Raw genomic sequence first — 17,803 nt, forward strand, 5'->3', positions numbered from 1 at the left:
ATCGGCTTTGCTTGCGGCACATGCACCGGGGGAGGCGACGTATGCGGATCCGCGTTCAAGGGGACGGCGACGAACAGGCCCTGACGGACCTGCGGAAGTGGCTCGCCGGTGACCCCGGGGCCGGCCGGCTCTCCGTCACCCCCGTCAGCACGCCGGGCCCGACGATGTCGGTGCTCGATGCCCTCGACGTCGTCCTCGGCAATGTGACGGACATCGCCAACTTCGCCGTGGCGTACGCCAGTTGGCGGCTCGCCAGGGGCTCGGGCGGCAGCACGGGTGGACGTACCCTGACCCACGGCGGCACGATCGTCGACATCGGTCACCTGAACCCCGAGGAACTCGCGGACCTGCTGCGCCGCCTGGAGAGCACGGACGCCGGCACGCCCGGGTCATGACCGCACCGCGGCCGAGCGGCTCCCGTGCGGTGCTCTTCGGAGCCCATGAATTCGACGGCTTCCCGGCGCTCGAGGGCGTCGAGCGGAACATCCCCGCACTGCTCGCGCTGCTGAGCGCCCCCGACGTGGGCGGCCTGGCCGAGGGCGACTGCCGGGTACTGCCCGCGGACAGCCGGGCGGACGACGTCCTCGACGCCGTGGCCGACGCGGCCGGGGAGGCGGATGACCTCCTGCTCGTCTACTACGCCGGACACGGCCACCACGGTGCTGACGGGCTGCTGCTCGCCACCAGGAAGGCGGATCTCGACCGGCCCCACCACTTCGTTCCCTACGCGCGCGTGCGCGACTTCGTGGCCGGGTCCCAGGCCCGGCACAAGGTCGTGATCGTGGACTGCTGTTACGCCGGCGGGGCCCTCCACATGGGGGAGGAGGCGCCGCCGATCCCGGAGCAGGCCCTCGCCTTCGACGGCGGCTGCGTGCTCACCTCGGCGGCCGTCACCGAGCGCTCCCTGTGCCGCCCGGACGGCAGCGTCTTCACCATGGAACTGGTCCGCCTGCTGCGCGACGGCCTCACCGGGCCGCTGCGCGGCGGCCGGCGCGGCGAGGAGCAGCGCCACCTCCTAGCGGCCGACCTGTTCGACGCGCTCAAGCAGGGGCTGAAGGGCCTGAAGGTGGACGGCTGGCCCGTCCCCCAGCCCCGGATGGCCACCCTCGACGGTGGCCACGACATCCCGCTCGCCCTCAACCGGGCCTTCAAGCAGGAGGCCGGCCCGTCCGGCGCCGCCCCGCGGCGGCAGCCGCAGCCCGCCCCGGATCCACTGGCCGCCGTGGTCGGACAGCAGACCTTCGTCGACGGGCTCGGCGGTTTCCGCCGGAACCTCACCCCCGAGCAACTGCCGTTCGTCTCCCCGGGCAGCGCCCATCCGGCCGCGCCCGAGACGCTGTTCGGGCGGCTGCGCGACACCGACGAGCGGGGCGTGCTGCTCGTCGGCGCGGCCGGCACCGGCAAGACGCGCACCGGACTCGAAGTGGGCCGGATCGCCCTCGGCGAGGGCTGGCGGGTGCTGCACGTCCGCCCCGGCCGGGAGTCGTCCATCACCGGGCAGATCAGCCACCGGGTCCTGGCCGAGGACAGCCCGGTCCTCGTGGTGATCGACTACCTCAACGAGTACCTCAAGGACGACGACGACAACGACGCCCAGCTCGACCTGACCGCCCTGCGGCACCGGCTGCTGCCGGAGGCCCGCCGCAAGGACATCAAGGTCGCCTTCCTCGCCTCGGTGCGCCCGGGCTGGCTGCAGAAGGCGGGCGACATCCCGCTGCACGACCTGTTCGACGAGGTCGAGCTGCGCCAGGACGAGGAGTTCCAGCGGGTCGTCGCCGAGCACGCCCTGGCCAATCTGGCCCCCACGGCCATCGACAGCCTCGGCATGGACCGGATGCGGGCCATCTGCGGCCACCGCCCCATCATCGCCCTGCTGCTCGCCCGGGAGCTGGAACGCCGGGCCGCCGCCGGCCTGCTCGACTCCGGCAACGCCGGGCTGCGGGCCGGCGGCGACCTCGCGCGCTGGCTGCGCGACCGGCTCATGGAGGACGACCTCGCCGTCCGGCGCCTGCCCGACGAGCGCAGGCGCACCGCCTTCGACCAGGTCACCGCCTCCGACGACCTGGTGGCGGCGGCCGCCGCTGCCGCCGCCTGCCCCCAGGAGCACGCCGAGGTGATCGCGGCGGCGGCCGCCGCGCTGTCCGGCACCCCCAGCGGCGGTCTGCACGCCGAGGTCGTCGTCGAGACCCTGATCGACCTCGGCTGGCTGGAGCGCGACGGGGACGGCGACATCCTGTCCACCGCCCACGACATCGTCTGCGACCAGCTCGTCGAGTCCGTGATCCTGCCCGCCCACAGCCGCAAACCGGACCGCGCCCGCACCCGGGTCCTCCTTGACGGCAGCCTCACCAGCCCCCGCACCGTCGGCCGCTACGCCACCAACCTGGCCCGGCTCATGAACGACCTGGCGCTCACCCACCGCGCGGAGGCGGTGTCCGCGGTCCTCGACGCCTGGTTCGCCGACAACGCCACGGCCATCGGCGAGGTCATGCGCGCCGACGCCGACATCGGCGGCTACGCCCTCGGCGCGCTCTGCTCCGGACAGCCCTGGGCCCACTCCGTGGTCCGGAACTGGCAGCGGCTCGTCGGCCCCTGGCTGGAGGAGTTCGGGGACGGCGTCAACGCCCGGCACGTGCTCTACCGCGGCCTGTGGAACCTGCCCACCGACGGCGGCGCTCTGCTGCTCGTCCCGGCGGCGCTGCGCTGGCTGGAGTCCCACGGCCGGCGGCGCGAGGCCAGCTTCGTCCTCGGCCCCCTGCTCAGCCGCACGGACATCCCCGCCGAACAGCAGAAGCCGGCCCTGCGCGACGCGATCACCTGGCTGCGCCGCCACGGCGAGGTGCTGGAGGCGCACTTCGTGCTGCGCGCGCTGGTCGGCCGCGCCGACCTCACGCCCCAGCAGGTCCGGCAGGTCGTGGCCGTGGCGCTGCGGTGGTCGGAACGCGACACCACGCTGCGCCAGGTCGCCCAGATCCTCACCCCGCTCCTCGCCCGCACCGACCTCACCGACGACGAGCTGCGGCGGATCGTCCTGCTCGCCCTGGAATGGCTGCGGCACCACAAGAGCCTGTGGGAGCCGCACAACGTGCTGCGCTCCCTGCTGACCCGCAAGGACCTCACCGAGAACGAGGCCCGCCAGGCCGCCTCGTTCAGCTTCCGCTGGCTCAAGCAGCACGCCGCCGCGCCACCCGCCACCTTCGTGCTGCGCCCGCTGCTCGCCCGGACCGAGCTGGCCAGGAGCCAGGTGCGGCGGGCCGTGGAGTTCGCCGCCCAGTGGCTGGAGGAGCACGCCGTCCGGCCCGAGGCCGACTTCCTCGTCCGGCAGATGCTGGGGCGTTCCGACCTCACCGAGGACGAGAGCCGGCGGGCGGCCGGGTTCGCCGTGCGGTGGCTGGAGCAGCACGCCACCATGCCCGAGGCCGACTTCCTCATCCGGCAGATGCTCGCGCGCCCCGACCTCACCGCGGACGAGAGCCGCCGCGCGGCCGGCTTCGCCGTGCAGTGGCTGGCCCTGCACGCCGGCGCTCCCGAGGCCAGCTTCGCGCTGGGCGCGCTGCTCGCCCGCACCGACCTCACCGACGAGCAGTCCGAACAGGCCGTCACGGCGGCGATGACCTGGCTGGAGCGCCATGCCGGCACCGACGCCGCGGGGTACGTCCTCAGCGGTGTGCTGGGCCGCGGCGACCTGCCGGAGTACGAGGCGGGCGGCGTCCACGCCCTCGCCTGTGCCTGGCTGGCCCCCCGCACCGGCTCCCTCGAGGCCAACTTCACCCTCAACAAACTGCTGGCCCGCACCGACCTCGCCGAGGAGCAGGCCCGGCAGGCCATGGGCTCGGCGGAGCGGTGGCTGAGCCGGCACGGCGACAGCGACGCGGCGGAGTACGTCCTGCGCGCGCTGCTCTCCCGCCCCGACCTCACCACCGACCAGGCCCGCGACGCCGTCGCGCGCGCCACCCGCTGGCTCGGCAGGTACGGCACCGCCCGCAACGCCGGGTACGTCCTCGGCCCGCTGCTCGGCCACGGCAACCTCACCGCCGCACAGACCCGGGCGGCGGTCACCGCGGCGCTGACCTGGCTCGCCCACCACGGCCATGTGCCCGAGGCGGAGCTCGTGCTGACCTCCCTGCTCGGCCGCGGCGACCTGTCCCACGAGGAAAGCGAGCAGGCCGCCGCCTTCGCCACCCAGCGGGGGCAGCAGAACGGCACCACGTACCGCGAGGCGAAGGCGCTCTCGCGCCGGCTGGCCGCCCGGCACGGACCCGGCGACGAACAGGGGCGGGAGGACCTCGCCTCGGCGCTTGTCTGGCTCGAGCGGCACCCGGACCTCCCCGAGGCGGCGCAGGTGTTCCGGGCGGCCTTCGTCCACCACGAGCTGACCGGGGACGAGCTGCGCCGGACCGTCGGCGCCGCGACGACCTGGCTGGGGCACCACGCCACCCGGTCGGCCGCCTCCTACCTCCTGCAACCGCTGCTGGAGCTGCGCGGACTCCCCGACGACGACACCGGCCCGGTGGCCGTCCACGCCCTGGAGTGGCTGGCGCACCACCGGGAGAGCGCCCAGGCCAGCTACACCCTGGGAGCCCTGATCGCCAACAGGAGGATCACGGCGGAGACGCTGGACCGGGGGATCTCCCTCGCCGCGGACTGGCTCCAGCACAGCGTCACCTCGCCCGGCGCGAGCTTCGTGCTGGACAAGCTGCTGGCGCGCGGGGAGATCACGGGGGACCGGGCCCGGGCCGCGGTGGCCTTCACCCAGGTGTGGCTGGGCCGCCATGTGACCATGCGCGCGGCCCGCTTCGTGCTCGAGCCGCTGCTCGCCCGCTCCGACCTCACCCCGGACGAGACCCGGCTCGCCGTGACCCACGCGACGCGCTGGCTGCGGGAGTTCGGCTCCCTGCACGAGGCACGGCACGTGCTGGTGGCGGTGAACGCGCACGACGGGCTCGCCCCGGAGGAGATCGACCACGCCTTCGGCGACACCGTCACCTGGCTGGAACGCTACGACGGCCCGGCCAACGCGCAGACCGTGCTGGCACCGCTCCTCGCCCGTACCGACCTGAGCCCCGAACAGCTCCGCGCCTTTGCCGACTTCACCCTCAGGCTGCTGTCGGACTACGCGGTCCCCGACTCCTGGCGGGTGCTGGGCCTGCTCGTGGAGCGCACCGGCCTGCCACCGGACCGGGCCCGCGAGGTCGTCTCGCGGGTCGTCTCCGGGCTTCAGCCGGACCCCGCCGCCTACGACGCCAGCTTCCTCCTGGCCCCGCTCCTCGGCCGGCCCGACCTGACGGCGGCCCGGCGCGCGACAGCGGTCTCCTGGGCGCTGTCCTGGCTGGAGCAGTACATGCCCGTATGGCGGTCCCGCTTCGTCCTGGCGGCCCTGCTGTCCCTGACCGGCCTGCCCCCGGCCGAGGTCCGCCGGGTCGTCGCGTGGACGCTGGACTGGCTGGACCAGCACACCGACGGCACCGCCGACGGCTTCGTCACCGCCGGGGCCGAGGCGGTCCTGGAGCCGCTGCTCGCGCGCCCGGACCTCGGCGAGGACGAGACCCGGCGGGCCCGGACCCACCTTCCCCCGGCGGCGCCGGCGCCGCGCGCCACGGCGCCCTGACGCCCGGGGTGTCACCCGTGCGGGCCCCGCCGGAAAGTCCCGGCGGGGCCCGCCGTCACCGCTGCTCCGGCCCGGTGCCTACTCGTACGAGATGTCGGACGAGGAGAACAGGCAGGACGTGCCGTCGGGGCCGGTGTCCAGCTCCGTCGGCTCCTCGCCGGTGTTGTTGCCCTGGAAGCGCACGCAGGTCCTGATCTTCTTCTTGGAGTCGCCGTGGACGCGGATCCCGCGCAGCGACGCCGTGTCCCCGTAGTTGGAGTTGACGCCCACGATCGCCTTGCCCGGCGCGGTGACGTCCACGTCGTTGATGACGACCGTGCGCTTGTACTGCGTCCTGCAGTTGCCGCAGGAGCGGACCAGTAACCCCGATTCCGTAACACGAGGAAAACCGAAACGGGTTCAACAAACGGGTTCAACAGGGGAACAATCCAGCCAGCATCCGTGCACCCTTGATCAGGCGACGAGGAGTACGACCATGTCCGATACGCAGAAGGTGGACCAACGGCCCGGCGCCGCACCGCCCGTGGGCAACGGCGTCGACCGGTACTTCAGAATCTCCGAACGGGGATCCACTTTCGGCCGGGAGATACGCGGCGGCTTCGCCACGTTCTTCACCATGGCCTACATCCTTGTCCTGAATCCCATCATCCTGGGCAGCGCCAAGGACAAGTTCGGCCACACCCTCGACACCGGCCAACTCGTCACCGCCACCGCGCTGGTGGCCTGTGTGATGACGGTCGTCATGGGCGTCGGGGGCAACCTCCCGCTGGCCATCGCCGCGGGACTCGGCCTCAACGCCGTCGTCGCCTTCCAGCTGGCCCCGCTGATGAGCTGGGCGGACGCCATGGGCCTGGTCGTCCTCGAAGGCGCCGTCATCTGCCTGCTGGTACTCACCGGACTGCGCGAAGCGATCATGAACGCGATCCCGCAGCAGCTCAAGCAGGCCATCGGCGTCGGCATCGGCCTGTTCATCGCCTTCATCGGCTTCGTGGACGCCGGCTTCGTCAGCCGCATCCCGGACGCCGCGCACAGCACCGTGCCCGTCCAGCTCGGCGCGGTCGGCCGGCTCACCGGCTGGCCCGTGCTGGTCTTCTGTCTCGGCGTGCTGCTGACCATCGCGCTGCTCGCCCGGAAGGTGAAGGGCGCGATCCTCATCAGCATCGTCACGACGACGGTCGTCGCGATCGTCATCGACGCGGTCGCCGACATCAGGAGCTGGGGCCTGACCACACCGAAGGTCCCGGACGAGATCGTCGCCGCCCCGGACTTCGGTCTTGTCGGTCACTTCAGCCTGTTCGGCGGCTTCGCCAAGGCGGGTGTGCTCACCGCCGTGCTGCTGGTCTTCACCCTCATCCTGTCCGACTTCTTCGACGCCATGGGCACCATCGTCGGCATCAGCGCCGAGGCCGGACTGCTCGACGACGAGGGGCAGGTGCCCGGCATCGGCCGGGTGCTGTTCATCGACGGTGCCGCGGCCGTCGCCGGCGGGGTCGGCTCCGCCTCCTCCAACACCGCCTACATCGAGTCCGCGGCCGGCGTCGGGGAGGGCGCCCGCACCGGCTTCGCCAACCTCGTCACCGGCGGCCTGTTCGGACTGGCGCTCTTCCTCACCCCGCTGCTGACCATCGTCCCGCTGCAGGCCGCGGCGCCCGCGCTGATCGCGGTGGGCTTCCTGATGATGACCCACGTCAAGCACATCGACTGGGACCGGTACGAGATCGCCATCCCGGCGTTCCTCACCATCGCCGCGATGCCGTTCACCTACTCCATCACCGACGGCATCGGCGCGGGCTTCCTGTCCTACGTGCTCATCAAGGCCGTCCTGGGCAAGGCGCGGGAGGTCAACTGGCTGCTGTGGGGCGTCTCGGCGCTGTTCCTGGTGTACTTCGCCATCGACCCGGTGGAGCAGGTCCTGGGCGTCAAGTGAGGCGGAAGGGGGCGGTCCCGCCGGACCGCCCCCTTCCCCCGCCTACTCGAGCGCCGCCCGCATCATCGCCCTGGCCACCGGAGCCGCGAGCCCGTTGCCGCTGACCTCCGAGCGGGCCGCGTCCGACTGCTCGACCATCACCGCGACGGCGACCTCCTTGCCGGTGCTGTCGGACTTGCCGTACGAGGTGAACCAGGCGTACGGCGTCTTGCTGTTCTTCTCGCCGTGCTGGGCGGTGCCCGTCTTGCCGCCGACCGTCGCCCCGTCGATCCGCGCGTTCGTGCCCGTACCGTCCTGGACCACCGTCTCCATCGCCGAGCGCAGCTGCGCGGCGGTGTCCGAACCGACGATCTCCTCGCTGTCCGCGTCGTCGTAGTCCCGCAGCACATCGCCGTTGCCGTCGGTGATCCGCGACACCATGTGCGGCGAGACCGGCTTGCCGCCGTTCGCCATCACCGCGGACACCATGGCCATCTGCAGCGGGGTGGCGGTGACGTCGAACTGGCCGATGCCGGACAGGGCCGTCTGCGCCTTGTCCATGCCGGAGGGGTAGACGCTGGCGTACGCCCGCACCGGGACGTCCTGCTCCTTGTCGTTGAAGCCGAACTTCTCCGCCATGGCCCGCACCTTGTCCTGACCGAGGTCGACGGCCATCTTGCCGAAGACGTTGTTGCAGGAGTAGCGGAGCGCGACCCGGATCGAGGCGTTCTCGCAGGGGGCCGACTTGTTCTCGTTGGCCAGGACCCGATCGGTGCCCTGCAGGGTGTACGGATCGGGGCTGTGGGTCGGGTCGTCCACGTTCCCGTAGAGCCCGTTCTCCAGCGCGGCGGCCGCCACGACCAGTTTGAACGTCGAGCCCGGCGGCAGCGGCTGGCGCAGCGCGCGGTTGGTGAGCGGCTTGTCCTTGTCCGTGGTGAGCGACTTCCAGGCCACCCCGGCGGTGTTCGCGTCGGTGAGCCGCGTGGGGTCGTACGACGGCGTCGACACCGCGGCCAGGATCTTCCCGGTCTTCGGGTCGAGGGCGACGGCGGCGCCCTTGTTGCCGCCGAGCGCCCGGTACGCCGCCTTCTGCACGGCGGGGTCGATCGTCGTCAGCACGTTGCCGGGGTCGGCGCGCTTGCCGGTCACCGTGTCCAGCACGGTCTTCAGCTTGCTGTCCGTGCCGTTGAGCAGGTCCTGGTAGATGCCCTCCAACTGGGTCGGGGCGTACGCCTGCGAGGCGTAGCCCGTCACCGCCGCGTACAGCTCTCCGTCCTTGTAAGTCCGCTTGTACGCGAGGTCGCCGCCCTTCGTACGCGCCGAGCCGGTGACGGGGCTGCCTGCCACGATGATGTTCCCCAGCGGCTGCGCGTACGTCTCGATGGCGTTCCGCCGGTTTGCCTGGTCGTCCGCGAGGGCCGTGCCGTCGTAGTACTGCACCCAGGTCGCCCTGACCAGCAGGGCGAGCACGAGCAGCAGTGTGAAGACGGACGCCCGCCTGATCGTCTTGTTCATCCCGCCCGTGATGACGACCGGGGCGGGGCAATCGTTCCCGTACGCCCGTTTTTCTCATCCCGCGTTCAGAAAGCCGGCCTCGTACGCGGCGATCACCGCCTGGGTCCGGTCCCGGGTGCCGGTCTTCGCCAGCACCGCCGCGACGTGCGACTTCACGGTGGCGGGCCCGACGCCCAGCCGCCGGGCCAGCTCGGCGTTGGTGAGCCCGGCGGCCAGGAGCCGCAGCGTCTCGCTCTCGCGCCCCGTGAGCCTGCTCACCCACGCCGGGGGAGCGGACGGCCGCCGCGCGTGCCCGGCCGCGAGGGCCCGCAGGGCCGACGGGAACAGCAGGCTGTCGGTGCGTGCGACCAGCCGCACCGCCTGGACGAGCGTCTCGGCGTCGGCCCGTTTCAGCAGGAACCCGGCGGCCCCGGCGCGCAGCGCCTCGTACACGTAGGAGTCGTTCTCGAAGGTGGTCACGACCACGATCCGGGGCGGCCCGTCGAGGCCGGTGAGGATCCGCTCGGTGGCCCGGATGCCGTCGGTCCCCGGCATGCGGACGTCCATGAGGACCACGTCGGGGCGCAGCTCCCGGACGACGGACACGGCCTCGGCGCCGGTCGCCGCCTCGCCCACCACCTCGATGCCGGCCTCGGCGGAGAGGATGGCGCGCAACGCGGTGCGCACCATGCGCTCGTCGTCGGCGAGGACGACCCGGATCGCGGGCTGGGTCATGACGGTCCCTTCGTCGGTCACGCGTGTTCCCGCACGGGCAGCCGGACGTGCAGCCGCCAGGTGCCCCCGGCCGCCCCGGCCCGCGCCGTGCCGCCCAGCAGCCGCACCCGGTCGGCGATGCCGCGCAGACCGTGGCCGCCACCGGGGCGGGCCGCGGGGCCGGCGCCCAGCGGGTTCTCCATGGTGATCTCCAGCCGGCCGTCGGCGGTGGTGATGCGGAGCGTGACCGGTCCGCCGGCATGCCTGAGGGCGTTGCTCAGGCCCTCCTGCACGATCCGGTACGCCTCCCGGGAGACCAGCGGGGGCAGGGCGGCGGGGTCGGTGCCCACGGTGGCCGTCACCCGCTGTCCGGCCGCCCGGGTCCGGCGCAGCAGCCCGTCCAGATCGGCGGCGAGGGTCGGCGCGGGCGCGGTGCCGGGGGCGTCACCGTCCCGCAGGACGCCCAGCACCGCGTCGAGTTCACCGACCGTGCGCCGGGTGGTCTCCTCGATGGCGGCCAGCGCCTCGCGGACGAACTCCGGGTCGCTGTCCAGGACGCGGCGGGCGGCGCCCGCCTGCAGGGTGACGGCACTCAGCGCGTGGCCGACCGAGTCGTGCAGTTCGCGCGCGAGCCGGTTGCGCACGGCGAGGTCGGCGGCGCGGGCCTCGGCCGCGGCGAGCCGGTCCTCGGGCGTGGGACCGAGCAGGGCGGGGGCGCAGCGGGCGAGCAGGGCCCCGCCGCCGGCGGCACAGGCGGCTAGGGCGGCCAGCATGGCGAGACCGGCCACCGGGCACAGCGCCAACGCCCAGGCGTGGTCCAGGACTCCGGGCAGTTCCAGTGGACTGCCCCACAGCGGGGCCACCAGGGGCAGCACGACGAGGACGGCCGCGAACGGCGGCACGGCCAGCGACATCCCGGAGACGATCCCGCCCAGCCCCAGATGCAGCGTGAACCAGACGGCCGTACGGCCCCGTTCCGCCCGGGTGCGGGCCGGACCGTCGGCGAGGACGCCCGCGTCCACGCCGCACAGCGCGCGTACCGCGCCCGACTCCAGCGGCCGGGTCGGCGGGAACAGAGAGGTGACGGCTGCGATCGGCAACCCCACGGCGAACGAGCCTAGTTGCAGGGGCAGGGACACGAACACGTCGTCCACCCCGGTGAGCGGTCCCACGATTACCGAGCCGACGAGGACGTACGGCATGGCGAGCGCGCCGCCCAGGATCAGATGGATCCAGCGTCGGCGCGCCCGCCCGCCGAACAGGAGTCCCCAAGCCTTCGTCACCGCGGGGCCCTGGCGGAACGGTCCGCGAAGTGGTGGGCGATGACGGTCGCCACGAGCAGGCCGACGATCATCTGCACAGCGTAGGTGAGGCTCATGGCCGGTGTCGGGCGTTCCCCGAGGTCGTGGGACGTCACCAGGGCGGCGAGCGCCATCCAGGCGCCCCAGCAGGCCACGGCCGCGGAGCCGACCCAGGCCAGGGCGAGGGGCGCGCTGACCGGTAGCGGGCGGCCGCGGCGGAAGGCGAGCCGGCAGGCGCCGGTGACGGCGGCGGCCAGGAACACGACGAAGACCGCCTCCGTGAGTCGGCCGTCGCTCGTGTTCCGCCCGGCCGTGGACCCGAAGGCCCACAGCAGCCGGAGCGCGGCCGGGAGCAACGCCAGTACGGCGGCCGACACGGCGGTCAGCCGCTGCGCGGCCGCCGTGCTCTGCGCGGGCAGCTCCCACACCCGCCCCCGCCACAGGTGCCCCCACCGTTCGCGGGTGTATCCGACGAACAGCGCGCCCAGAGCGAGCCCCTGCGCGATGAACCCGCCGTACACGACGCCGAACACCCACCCGGCGAGGAACGGCCGGTCGTCACCGCCCTGTTCACCCCCGTGGACGGCCAACTGCAGCGGAAACCCGACCATGATCGGTGCGAGCAGCCCGGTGGCGACCCACATGGGTACCGCGAGCAGCCAGGCGGGCACCCGCAGCCCCCAGGGGCGGGTCAGCAGCAGCGCCAGCACGATGACGCCCGCATCCATGAGCACGGTCAGCCCGTTGGCGATGGCCATGGTCACCCGTTGCTCCAGCAGCGGACTCCCGTCCGGGACACCGACACGACTCCCGCCGATCCAGGCGAGTTTGAGGCAGAGGTAGGGCACACAGGCGGCGATGGCCACGAGCCGCAGCAGGGGGCGGAGTCGGGAGCGGGTGACGGTGACGGCCGCGGCGCCGGCGTTCGACGAGATCATGGCCCCACGCTCCCGCGCCCACGGCACCGCGCGCTTCCTGCGCGCCGACGATCCGTCTCCGCCGGACGGGGGACACCGGCCTCCTCCTCACAGCCGCCGCGTCGCCAGCGTCAGCCGGTCCCGCGCGTCGAACAGCGCGTCCTTGATCATCTGCTCGTGGGCGGGGGTCAGCCGGGCCACCGGCACCGAGCAGCTGATGGCGTCCCGGGCGGGTGTGCGGTACGGGATCGCCACGCCGAAGCAGCGCAGCCCCAGCGTGTTCTCCTCGCGGTCGACGGCGAAGCCCTGCTCGCGGACCTGGTGCAGCTCCTCGATCAGCTTCTCGCGGTCGGTGGTGGTGTGCTCGGTGAGCGCGGGCAGGGTCTCCGGCAGCAGCTTGCGCACCTGCTCGTCGGTGTGGGTGGCGAGCAGAGCCTTGCCGAGCGAGGTGGAGTGGGCGGGCAGCCGCCGGCCGACCCGGGTGAACGGGCGCAGGTAGTGCTGCGACTGCCGGGTGGCCAGGTACACCACGTTCGTGCCGTCGAGCCGGGCCAGGTGGATGGTCTCCGTGGTGTCGTCGGAGAGGCGGTCCAGGGTCGGCCGGGCGGCCGCCACCACCTCGTCGCCGTCGATGTAGGAGGTGCCGACCAGCAGCGCCCGCACTCCGATGCCGTACCGCGTCCCCGTGGCGTCCGTCTCCACCCAGCCCAGCTCCACGAGCGTGCGCAGCAGCATGTACAGGCTGGACTTCGGGTAGCCCACGGCCTCCTGCACGGCCGCGAGGGAGTGCATGCCGGGCTTGCCGGCGAAGTACTCGAGCAATTCAACGGTCCGCACCGCGGACTTGACCTGGGCCCCGCCCGTCTCGCCTGCCGACATCGCCCTTGACCCCTTCATTCGACGGAAATAGTCTCCGAGCAGCATATTCATCATCAGAGACAGTGTTCAGTATATCGAACGCGGCTGATGGTTACCCAGCGAATGCGGCCTTATCTGGAGGGACCCGCGGTGGCAGCAGCACCAGTCTGGAGTGTCGACCCGCGCACCGGGAAGCAGCGTGAACAGGTCGCGGTGGAGGCCACAGCCCAGGAGGTGGACGCGGCCGTCCGGGCGGCGCGGGCCGCGGGCGGTGCCCTCGCCGACCGCGCCGTGCGCTCGGCCTTCCTCCGCTCGGCCGCCGCCGGCCTGGACGCGGCCGCGGACGGCCTGATCGGGACCGCCGACGCCGAGACCGCCCTCGGGCCGGTCCGCCTCACCGGGGAACTCGCCCGCACGGTGTACCAGTTGCGGGCCTTCGCCGACATCGTCGACGAGGGCGCCTTCCTGGACGTGATCATCAACCACCCCGACGACACCGCCACCCCGCCCGTCCCGGACCTGCGCCGGTACAGGGTTCCGCTGGGTGTGGTGGCCGTCTACTCCGCCTCCAACTTCCCCTTCGCCTTCTCCGTGGCCGGCGGCGACACCGCGAGCGCCCTGGCCGCGGGCTGCCCGGTGGTCGTCAAGGCCCACCCCGACCATCCGGCCCTGTCCGAGCTGGTCGCCGGGGTGCTGCGCCGGGCCGCCGCCGAACACGGCATCCCCGAGGGGGTCGTCGGCCTCGTGCACGGCTTCGAGGCTGGCGTCGAGCTGATCGGGCACCCGCTGGTCGCCGCCGCGGGCTTCACCGGTTCGGTGCGCGGCGGGCGCGCCCTGTTCGACGCGGCGGCCGCGCGTCCGGCGCCGATCCCCTTCCACGGTGAGCTGGGCTCGCTGAACCCGGTCCTGGTCACCGAGGAGGCCGCGGCCGAGCGGGCCGAGGCGATCGGCTCCGGGCTCGCCGGGTCCATGACCCTCGGCGTCGGCCAGTTCTGCGTCAAGCCGGGCCTGGTGCTGGTGCCGTCCGGCGACGCCGGCGACCGGCTGCTGAAGTCCCTGGCCGACGCAGTCGGCGACACCGCCGCCGGGGTGCTGCTCGACCACCGGATGCGGGACAACTTCATCGCGGGTGTGGCCGAGCGCGCCCAACTGCCGGGAGTGGAGACGCCGGTCACGCCGGGCGCGGGAGGCGAGCACACGGTGAGCGCGGGCTTCCTGACGGTCCCGGCGAGCGGTCTGACCGCCGAGGGGGCGTACGACCTGCTGCTGGAGGAGTGCTTCGGGCCGGTGACCGTGGTGGTCCGCTACGCCGACGACGGCGAGGCCACGGCGGTGCTGTCGCGGCTGCCGGGCAACCTCACGGCCACGGTCCACCTGTCGGCCGGGGAGGCCGCCGGAGAGGGGCGGGGCGCGGAGATCCTGGCCGAGCTGACTCCGCTGGCCGGGCGCGTGCTGGTCGACGCGTGGCCGACCGGGGTGGCGGTGGCGCCGGCCCAGCACCACGGCGGCCCGTACCCCGCGACCACCTCCACCTCCACCTCCGTGGGCGGCACCGCCATCGAGCGGTGGCTGCGGCCGGTCGCCTACCAGAACACGCCCGAGGCCCTGCTGCCCCGGGAACTGCGCGACGACAACCCGCTCGGGCTGCCCCGCCGGTTCAACGGCCTGCTGGAGCGCTGAACGGATCGGCCGGACGCCGGACAAGGAACCTGGGACACTCGCGCGATGGACGTAGATCTCCCCGAACTGCCCTTCTCCCTGCGGACCTACGGGCCCGACGGCGACTGGTCCTACGAGGGCGGCGTGCTCACCGGCTGGGCCGGACCCCGGCAGGACCGGTTCGTGCCGCCCACCGGCGAGGCCCTCGACCCCGCCGCCGACGCGCCCCGGCTGCTCGGGGCGCCCGAGGGGGACTTCCAGCTCATAGCCAGGGTCACCGTGGGGTTCGGCGCCTCCTTCGACGCCGGGGTCCTGTACGTCCACGTCGGCGACCGCGCCTGGGCCAAGCTCTGTCTCGAGTACTCCCCGGACGTGCCCACCGTCTGCACGGTGGTCACCCGGGGGCACTCCGACGACGCCAACTCCTTCACCGTGGAGGGAAGTTCGGTGTGGCTGCGGGTCAGCCGGACCGGCCGTGCCTTCGCCTTCCACGCCTCCAGGGACGGCGGGCACTGGACCTTCGTCCGGCTCTTCACCCTGGGCGAGGAGAAGGAGTCCGGCGCGGCGCTGGTCGGCTTCATGACCCAGTCGCCGCTGGGGGAGGGCTGTGTGGTGACCTACGACCACCTCGAGTTCCGGGCCGGCTGGCCGGACGACCTGCGCGACGGCGCCTGAGCGCGACGGCCGGGGCGCACCCGGGGAACCGGAGCCGCGCCCCGGCACGTCTACCGGGGCATGATCGATGCGCGCCGGACTCCCCAGTCCCTGATGATCAGGACGGCCCTGCCCGCGGAGGCGGAGGCCGTCGCCGACGTGATGGTGCGGGCCCGGTCCACGTACTACCCGGACGGCCTTCCGGACCCGGATGTCGACTGGACCGAACGGTGGCGGCAGGTCATCGAACGGCCCGACGGCCAGGTGCTGTGCGCGGTGCGCGACGCCCGCCTGGTGGGGCTGGCCTCCTTCCGCACCCCGGAGGGCTCGCCCGCCGGCACGGTGAAGCTGTTCCAGTTCCACGTCGACCCCGGTCACTGGCGCGGGGGCATCGGCACGGCCCTGCACGCCGCCTGCGTGGAGCAGTGGCGGGCCGACGGCACCCGGACGGCCGCGCTCGAGGTGCACGTCGACAACCTCCGCGCCCAGGCCTTCTACGCCCGCCAGGGCTGGGTCCCGGACCCGGAGCACCCGGACGACGGCCACCTCCACCTCAACCTGGTGTTCACGGTCCCCGGGGAATGAACCCCGCTGCTTGAACGTTCACATACGCGCGCGGAGACCGCCTCCGCCGCCGTACGAGCTGGAGAAGAGCCGAGAGCATGCGCGTCGAAATCTGGAGCGACATCGCCTGTCCCTGGTGTTACGTCGGAAAGGCCCGCTTCGAGAAGGCGCTCGCGGCCTTCCCGCACCGCGACGACGTCGAGGTGGTGCACCGCTCCTTCGAACTGGACCCCGGCCGCGCCAAGGGCGACGTCCAGCCGGTGCTCACCATGCTCACCCGGAAGTACGGCATGAGCGAGGCGCAGGCCCGAGCCGGCGAGGACAACCTGGGCGCACAGGCCGCCGCCGAGGGCCTGGACTACCGCACCCGGGACCGCGACCACGGCAGCACCTTCGACATGCACCGCCTGCTGCACTTCGCCAAGGCCCGGGGCAGGCAGGACGAGCTGCTTCAGATCCTCTACCGGGCCAATTTCGCCGAGGAGCGGTCCGTGTACACCGAGGGCGACGAGCGGCTGGTGGAGCTGGCCGCCGAGGCCGGCCTGGACGCCGAGGCGGCCCGGGCGGTCCTCGCCGACCCCGCGGCCCACGCCGACGAGGTCCGCGCCGACGAGCGCGAGGCAGCCGAGCTCGGTGCCACCGGCGTGCCCTTCTTCGTCCTCGACCGCGCGTACGGCGTCTCCGGCGCCCAGCCCGCCGAGGTCTTCACCCAGGCGCTGACCCGGGCCTGGGGCGAGCGCTCCCCGCTGAAGCCGGTCGGCCGGGGCGCCGCCGAGGCCTGTGGCCCGGACGGGTGCGAGGTGCCCCAGCACTGAGAAACCGCAGGTCGGCGCGGACGTATAAGGGTCGCTGAGAGGATCCACGCAAAAATACGCAATGGACTGCGACTTCATCGGGCCGCAGAGTGGACCCATGGAGACCACGGAGACGTTCGAGAGCCTCGTCCGCGCCGAGTTCGCCCCCAGGACCAGCTACCTCAACACCGCCGGCAACGGCCTGCTGCCCGCCCGTACCGTGACCGCCCTGCACGAGGCGGCGCTGCTGCGGGCCGAGGGCCGGCCGCTGCTGTCACTGTACGAGGACGTCGAGGCCTGCCGGGCCGCCTACGCCCGGCTGGCCGGCGTTCCGGCCGCCCGTGTCGCGGCCGGCGTCTCGGTCGCCGCGCACACCGGTGTGATCGCCGCGTCGCTCCCCGCCGGCGCCGAAGTCCTGACCGTCGAGGACGACTTCACCTCCGTGGTGAACCCGTTCCACGTCCGCGGCGACCTCAAGGTCCGCGCGGTCCCGCTGGAGCGGATCGCCGAGTCCGTGCGCCCGGGCACCGCGCTCGTCGCGCTCAGCGCCGCCCAGTCCGCCGACGGACGGATCGCCGACCTGGCCGCCGTGCGCGAGGCCGCCCGCGAGCACGGCGCACGCACCTACGTCGACTACTCCCAGTCCGCCGGCTGGCTCCCGATGGACGCGGCCGCCTTCGACTTCAGCGCCGCGGTCTCCTTCAAGTGGCTGCTCGGCCCGCACGGCGCGGCGTTCCTGGTGGTCCCGGAGGACTTCGGCGGACTGAGCCCGGTGCTGGCGGGCTGGGTCGCGGGGGAGCGGCCGTGGGACAGCTGCTACGGACCGGTCGAGGAACTCGCGCACTCCGCCAGGCAGTTCGACCTCAGCCATGCCCTGTTCACCTACGCCGGGCTGCGCCGCTCCCTGGAGCTGATCGAGGAGATCGGGCTGCCCGCCCTGCACGCGCACGCCGTGGGGCTCGCCGACCGGTTCCGGGCCGGGCTCGCCGGCCTCGGCCACGAGCCGGTGCCCGCCCCCGGCTCGGCCATCGTCTCGGTGCCGGGGCTCGGTGACCGCGCGCCCGCGCTGGGCGAGGCGGGCATCGTGGTGTCCGACCGCGCGGGCAATCTGCGCGCGGCCTTCCACCTCTACAACACGCGGACGGACGTGGACCGTCTGCTGGACGCGCTGTCCGGCTGACGGCACGACCGGGCCGGGGCCTCCCGTCCCACACGAGGAGGCCCCGGCCCGGTGGTCGAGGGGTGGTGCTGCCCGGCCTGCTCCACCGGAGTGAAGTCCCGCGCCCCGATGCTGTTTCCTCCGGGGGGCGACCCCCGGACCCCCGGCCGGAGGC

Annotated in this window: 13 protein-coding genes and 1 pseudogene; 8 read left to right on the forward strand and 6 right to left on the reverse strand. The window is 73.3% G+C overall.

Translation table 11 applies throughout. The features are described 5' to 3' along the window. The first annotated feature begins 41 nt into the window (after window positions 1–41). Together ACFVVO_RS22290 and ACFVVO_RS22295 are read left to right on the forward strand one after the other, a co-directional pair. The gene (locus ACFVVO_RS22290) at window positions 42–395 is read left to right on the forward strand and encodes a hypothetical protein (RefSeq protein WP_390057311.1); all 354 of its coding nucleotides are present in this window, start codon (window positions 42–44) and stop codon (window positions 393–395) included. After that, window positions 392–5,608, forward strand: coding sequence for a caspase family protein (locus tag ACFVVO_RS22295; protein WP_390057312.1), 5,217 nt, complete (start codon window positions 392–394; stop codon window positions 5,606–5,608). The genes ACFVVO_RS22290 and ACFVVO_RS22295 overlap by 4 nt, the downstream gene beginning before the upstream one ends. A 78-nt stretch (window positions 5,609–5,686) precedes the next feature. On the opposite strand, the pseudogene ACFVVO_RS22300 reads toward ACFVVO_RS22295, so the two are convergent. Continuing rightward, a pseudogene (locus ACFVVO_RS22300) lies at window positions 5,687–5,977 on the reverse strand (pectate lyase); the annotation flags it as partial. Window positions 5,978–6,083: 106 nt separating this feature from the next. On the opposite strand from ACFVVO_RS22300, the gene ACFVVO_RS22305 reads away from it, so the two are divergent. Beyond that, on the forward strand, window positions 6,084–7,535 hold the full coding sequence (locus ACFVVO_RS22305; protein ID WP_390057313.1) for an NCS2 family permease: 1,452 nt from the start codon (window positions 6,084–6,086) through the stop codon (window positions 7,533–7,535). Between the two features lie 42 nt (window positions 7,536–7,577). Here the strand turns inward: ACFVVO_RS22305 and ACFVVO_RS22310 are convergent, their stop codons facing one another. From ACFVVO_RS22310 to ACFVVO_RS22330, 5 genes are all read right to left on the reverse strand, one after another. Next, a complete protein-coding gene (locus ACFVVO_RS22310; protein WP_390057314.1) occupies window positions 7,578–9,029 on the reverse strand; it encodes a peptidoglycan D,D-transpeptidase FtsI family protein in 1,452 nt (483 codons plus the stop codon). A gap of 54 nt (window positions 9,030–9,083) precedes the next feature. Beyond that, window positions 9,084–9,743, reverse strand: a complete 660-nt coding sequence (locus ACFVVO_RS22315; RefSeq protein ID WP_390057409.1) for a response regulator — start codon at window positions 9,741–9,743, stop codon at window positions 9,084–9,086. Window positions 9,744–9,760: 17 nt separating this feature from the next. Further along, complete coding sequence (locus ACFVVO_RS22320) at window positions 9,761–11,005, reverse strand: sensor histidine kinase (RefSeq protein WP_390057315.1); 1,245 nt, start codon at window positions 11,003–11,005, stop codon at window positions 9,761–9,763. After that, window positions 11,002–11,961, reverse strand: coding sequence for a hypothetical protein (locus tag ACFVVO_RS22325; protein ID WP_390057316.1), 960 nt, complete (start codon window positions 11,959–11,961; stop codon window positions 11,002–11,004). The genes ACFVVO_RS22320 and ACFVVO_RS22325 overlap by 4 nt, the downstream gene beginning before the upstream one ends. 87 nt (window positions 11,962–12,048) lie before the next feature. Then, complete coding sequence (locus ACFVVO_RS22330) at window positions 12,049–12,819, reverse strand: IclR family transcriptional regulator (protein WP_390057317.1); 771 nt, start codon at window positions 12,817–12,819, stop codon at window positions 12,049–12,051. Window positions 12,820–12,948: 129 nt separating this feature from the next. On the opposite strand from ACFVVO_RS22330, the gene ACFVVO_RS22335 reads away from it, so the two are divergent. The 5 genes from ACFVVO_RS22335 to ACFVVO_RS22355 all read left to right on the forward strand — a co-directional run bounded on the left by ACFVVO_RS22335 (window position 12,949) and on the right by ACFVVO_RS22355 (window position 17,649). Beyond that, the gene (locus ACFVVO_RS22335; RefSeq protein WP_390057318.1) at window positions 12,949–14,478 is read left to right on the forward strand and encodes an aldehyde dehydrogenase (NADP(+)); all 1,530 of its coding nucleotides are present in this window, start codon (window positions 12,949–12,951) and stop codon (window positions 14,476–14,478) included. Between the two features lie 45 nt (window positions 14,479–14,523). Then, window positions 14,524–15,132 (forward strand): DUF1349 domain-containing protein, encoded by a 609-nt coding sequence (locus tag ACFVVO_RS22340; protein ID WP_390057319.1) that lies wholly within the window; start codon window positions 14,524–14,526, stop codon window positions 15,130–15,132. A 93-nt stretch (window positions 15,133–15,225) separates the two neighbouring features. Beyond that, window positions 15,226–15,696 carry a GNAT family N-acetyltransferase gene (locus ACFVVO_RS22345; protein ID WP_390057320.1) on the forward strand — a complete coding sequence of 157 codons (471 nt, stop codon included), beginning with the start codon at window positions 15,226–15,228 and terminating at the stop codon, window positions 15,694–15,696. A 77-nt stretch (window positions 15,697–15,773) separates the two neighbouring features. Continuing rightward, entirely contained in the window at window positions 15,774–16,490 is a 717-nt protein-coding gene (locus ACFVVO_RS22350; protein WP_390057321.1) for a DsbA family oxidoreductase, read from the forward strand. A 97-nt stretch (window positions 16,491–16,587) separates the two neighbouring features. Then, complete coding sequence (locus ACFVVO_RS22355; RefSeq protein ID WP_390057322.1) at window positions 16,588–17,649, forward strand: aminotransferase class V-fold PLP-dependent enzyme; 1,062 nt, start codon at window positions 16,588–16,590, stop codon at window positions 17,647–17,649. Window positions 17,650–17,803: the final 154 nt, after the last annotated feature.

Source organism: Streptomyces sp. NPDC058145, assembly GCF_042884245.1.
Lineage (GTDB): Bacteria > Actinomycetota > Actinomycetes > Streptomycetales > Streptomycetaceae > Streptomyces.

Excerpts from the sequence above, each read along its gene's own strand:
- ACFVVO_RS22290 (WP_390057311.1), top strand. The coding sequence starts at position 42 with ATGCGGATCCGCGTTCAAGGGGACGGCGACGAACAGGCCCTGACGGAC.
- ACFVVO_RS22295 (WP_390057312.1), top strand. The coding sequence starts at position 392 with ATGACCGCACCGCGGCCGAGCGGCTCCCGTGCGGTGCTCTTCGGAGCC.
- ACFVVO_RS22305 (WP_390057313.1), top strand. The coding sequence starts at position 6,084 with ATGTCCGATACGCAGAAGGTGGACCAACGGCCCGGCGCCGCACCGCCC.
- ACFVVO_RS22310 (WP_390057314.1), bottom strand. The coding sequence starts at position 9,029 with ATGAACAAGACGATCAGGCGGGCGTCCGTCTTCACACTGCTGCTCGTG.
- ACFVVO_RS22315 (WP_390057409.1), bottom strand. The coding sequence starts at position 9,743 with ATGACCCAGCCCGCGATCCGGGTCGTCCTCGCCGACGACGAGCGCATG.
- ACFVVO_RS22325 (WP_390057316.1), bottom strand. The coding sequence starts at position 11,961 with ATGATCTCGTCGAACGCCGGCGCCGCGGCCGTCACCGTCACCCGCTCC.
- ACFVVO_RS22330 (WP_390057317.1), bottom strand. The coding sequence starts at position 12,819 with ATGTCGGCAGGCGAGACGGGCGGGGCCCAGGTCAAGTCCGCGGTGCGG.
- ACFVVO_RS22340 (WP_390057319.1), top strand. The coding sequence starts at position 14,524 with ATGGACGTAGATCTCCCCGAACTGCCCTTCTCCCTGCGGACCTACGGG.
- ACFVVO_RS22345 (WP_390057320.1), top strand. The coding sequence starts at position 15,226 with ATGATCAGGACGGCCCTGCCCGCGGAGGCGGAGGCCGTCGCCGACGTG.
- ACFVVO_RS22350 (WP_390057321.1), top strand. The coding sequence starts at position 15,774 with ATGCGCGTCGAAATCTGGAGCGACATCGCCTGTCCCTGGTGTTACGTC.
- ACFVVO_RS22355 (WP_390057322.1), top strand. The coding sequence starts at position 16,588 with ATGGAGACCACGGAGACGTTCGAGAGCCTCGTCCGCGCCGAGTTCGCC.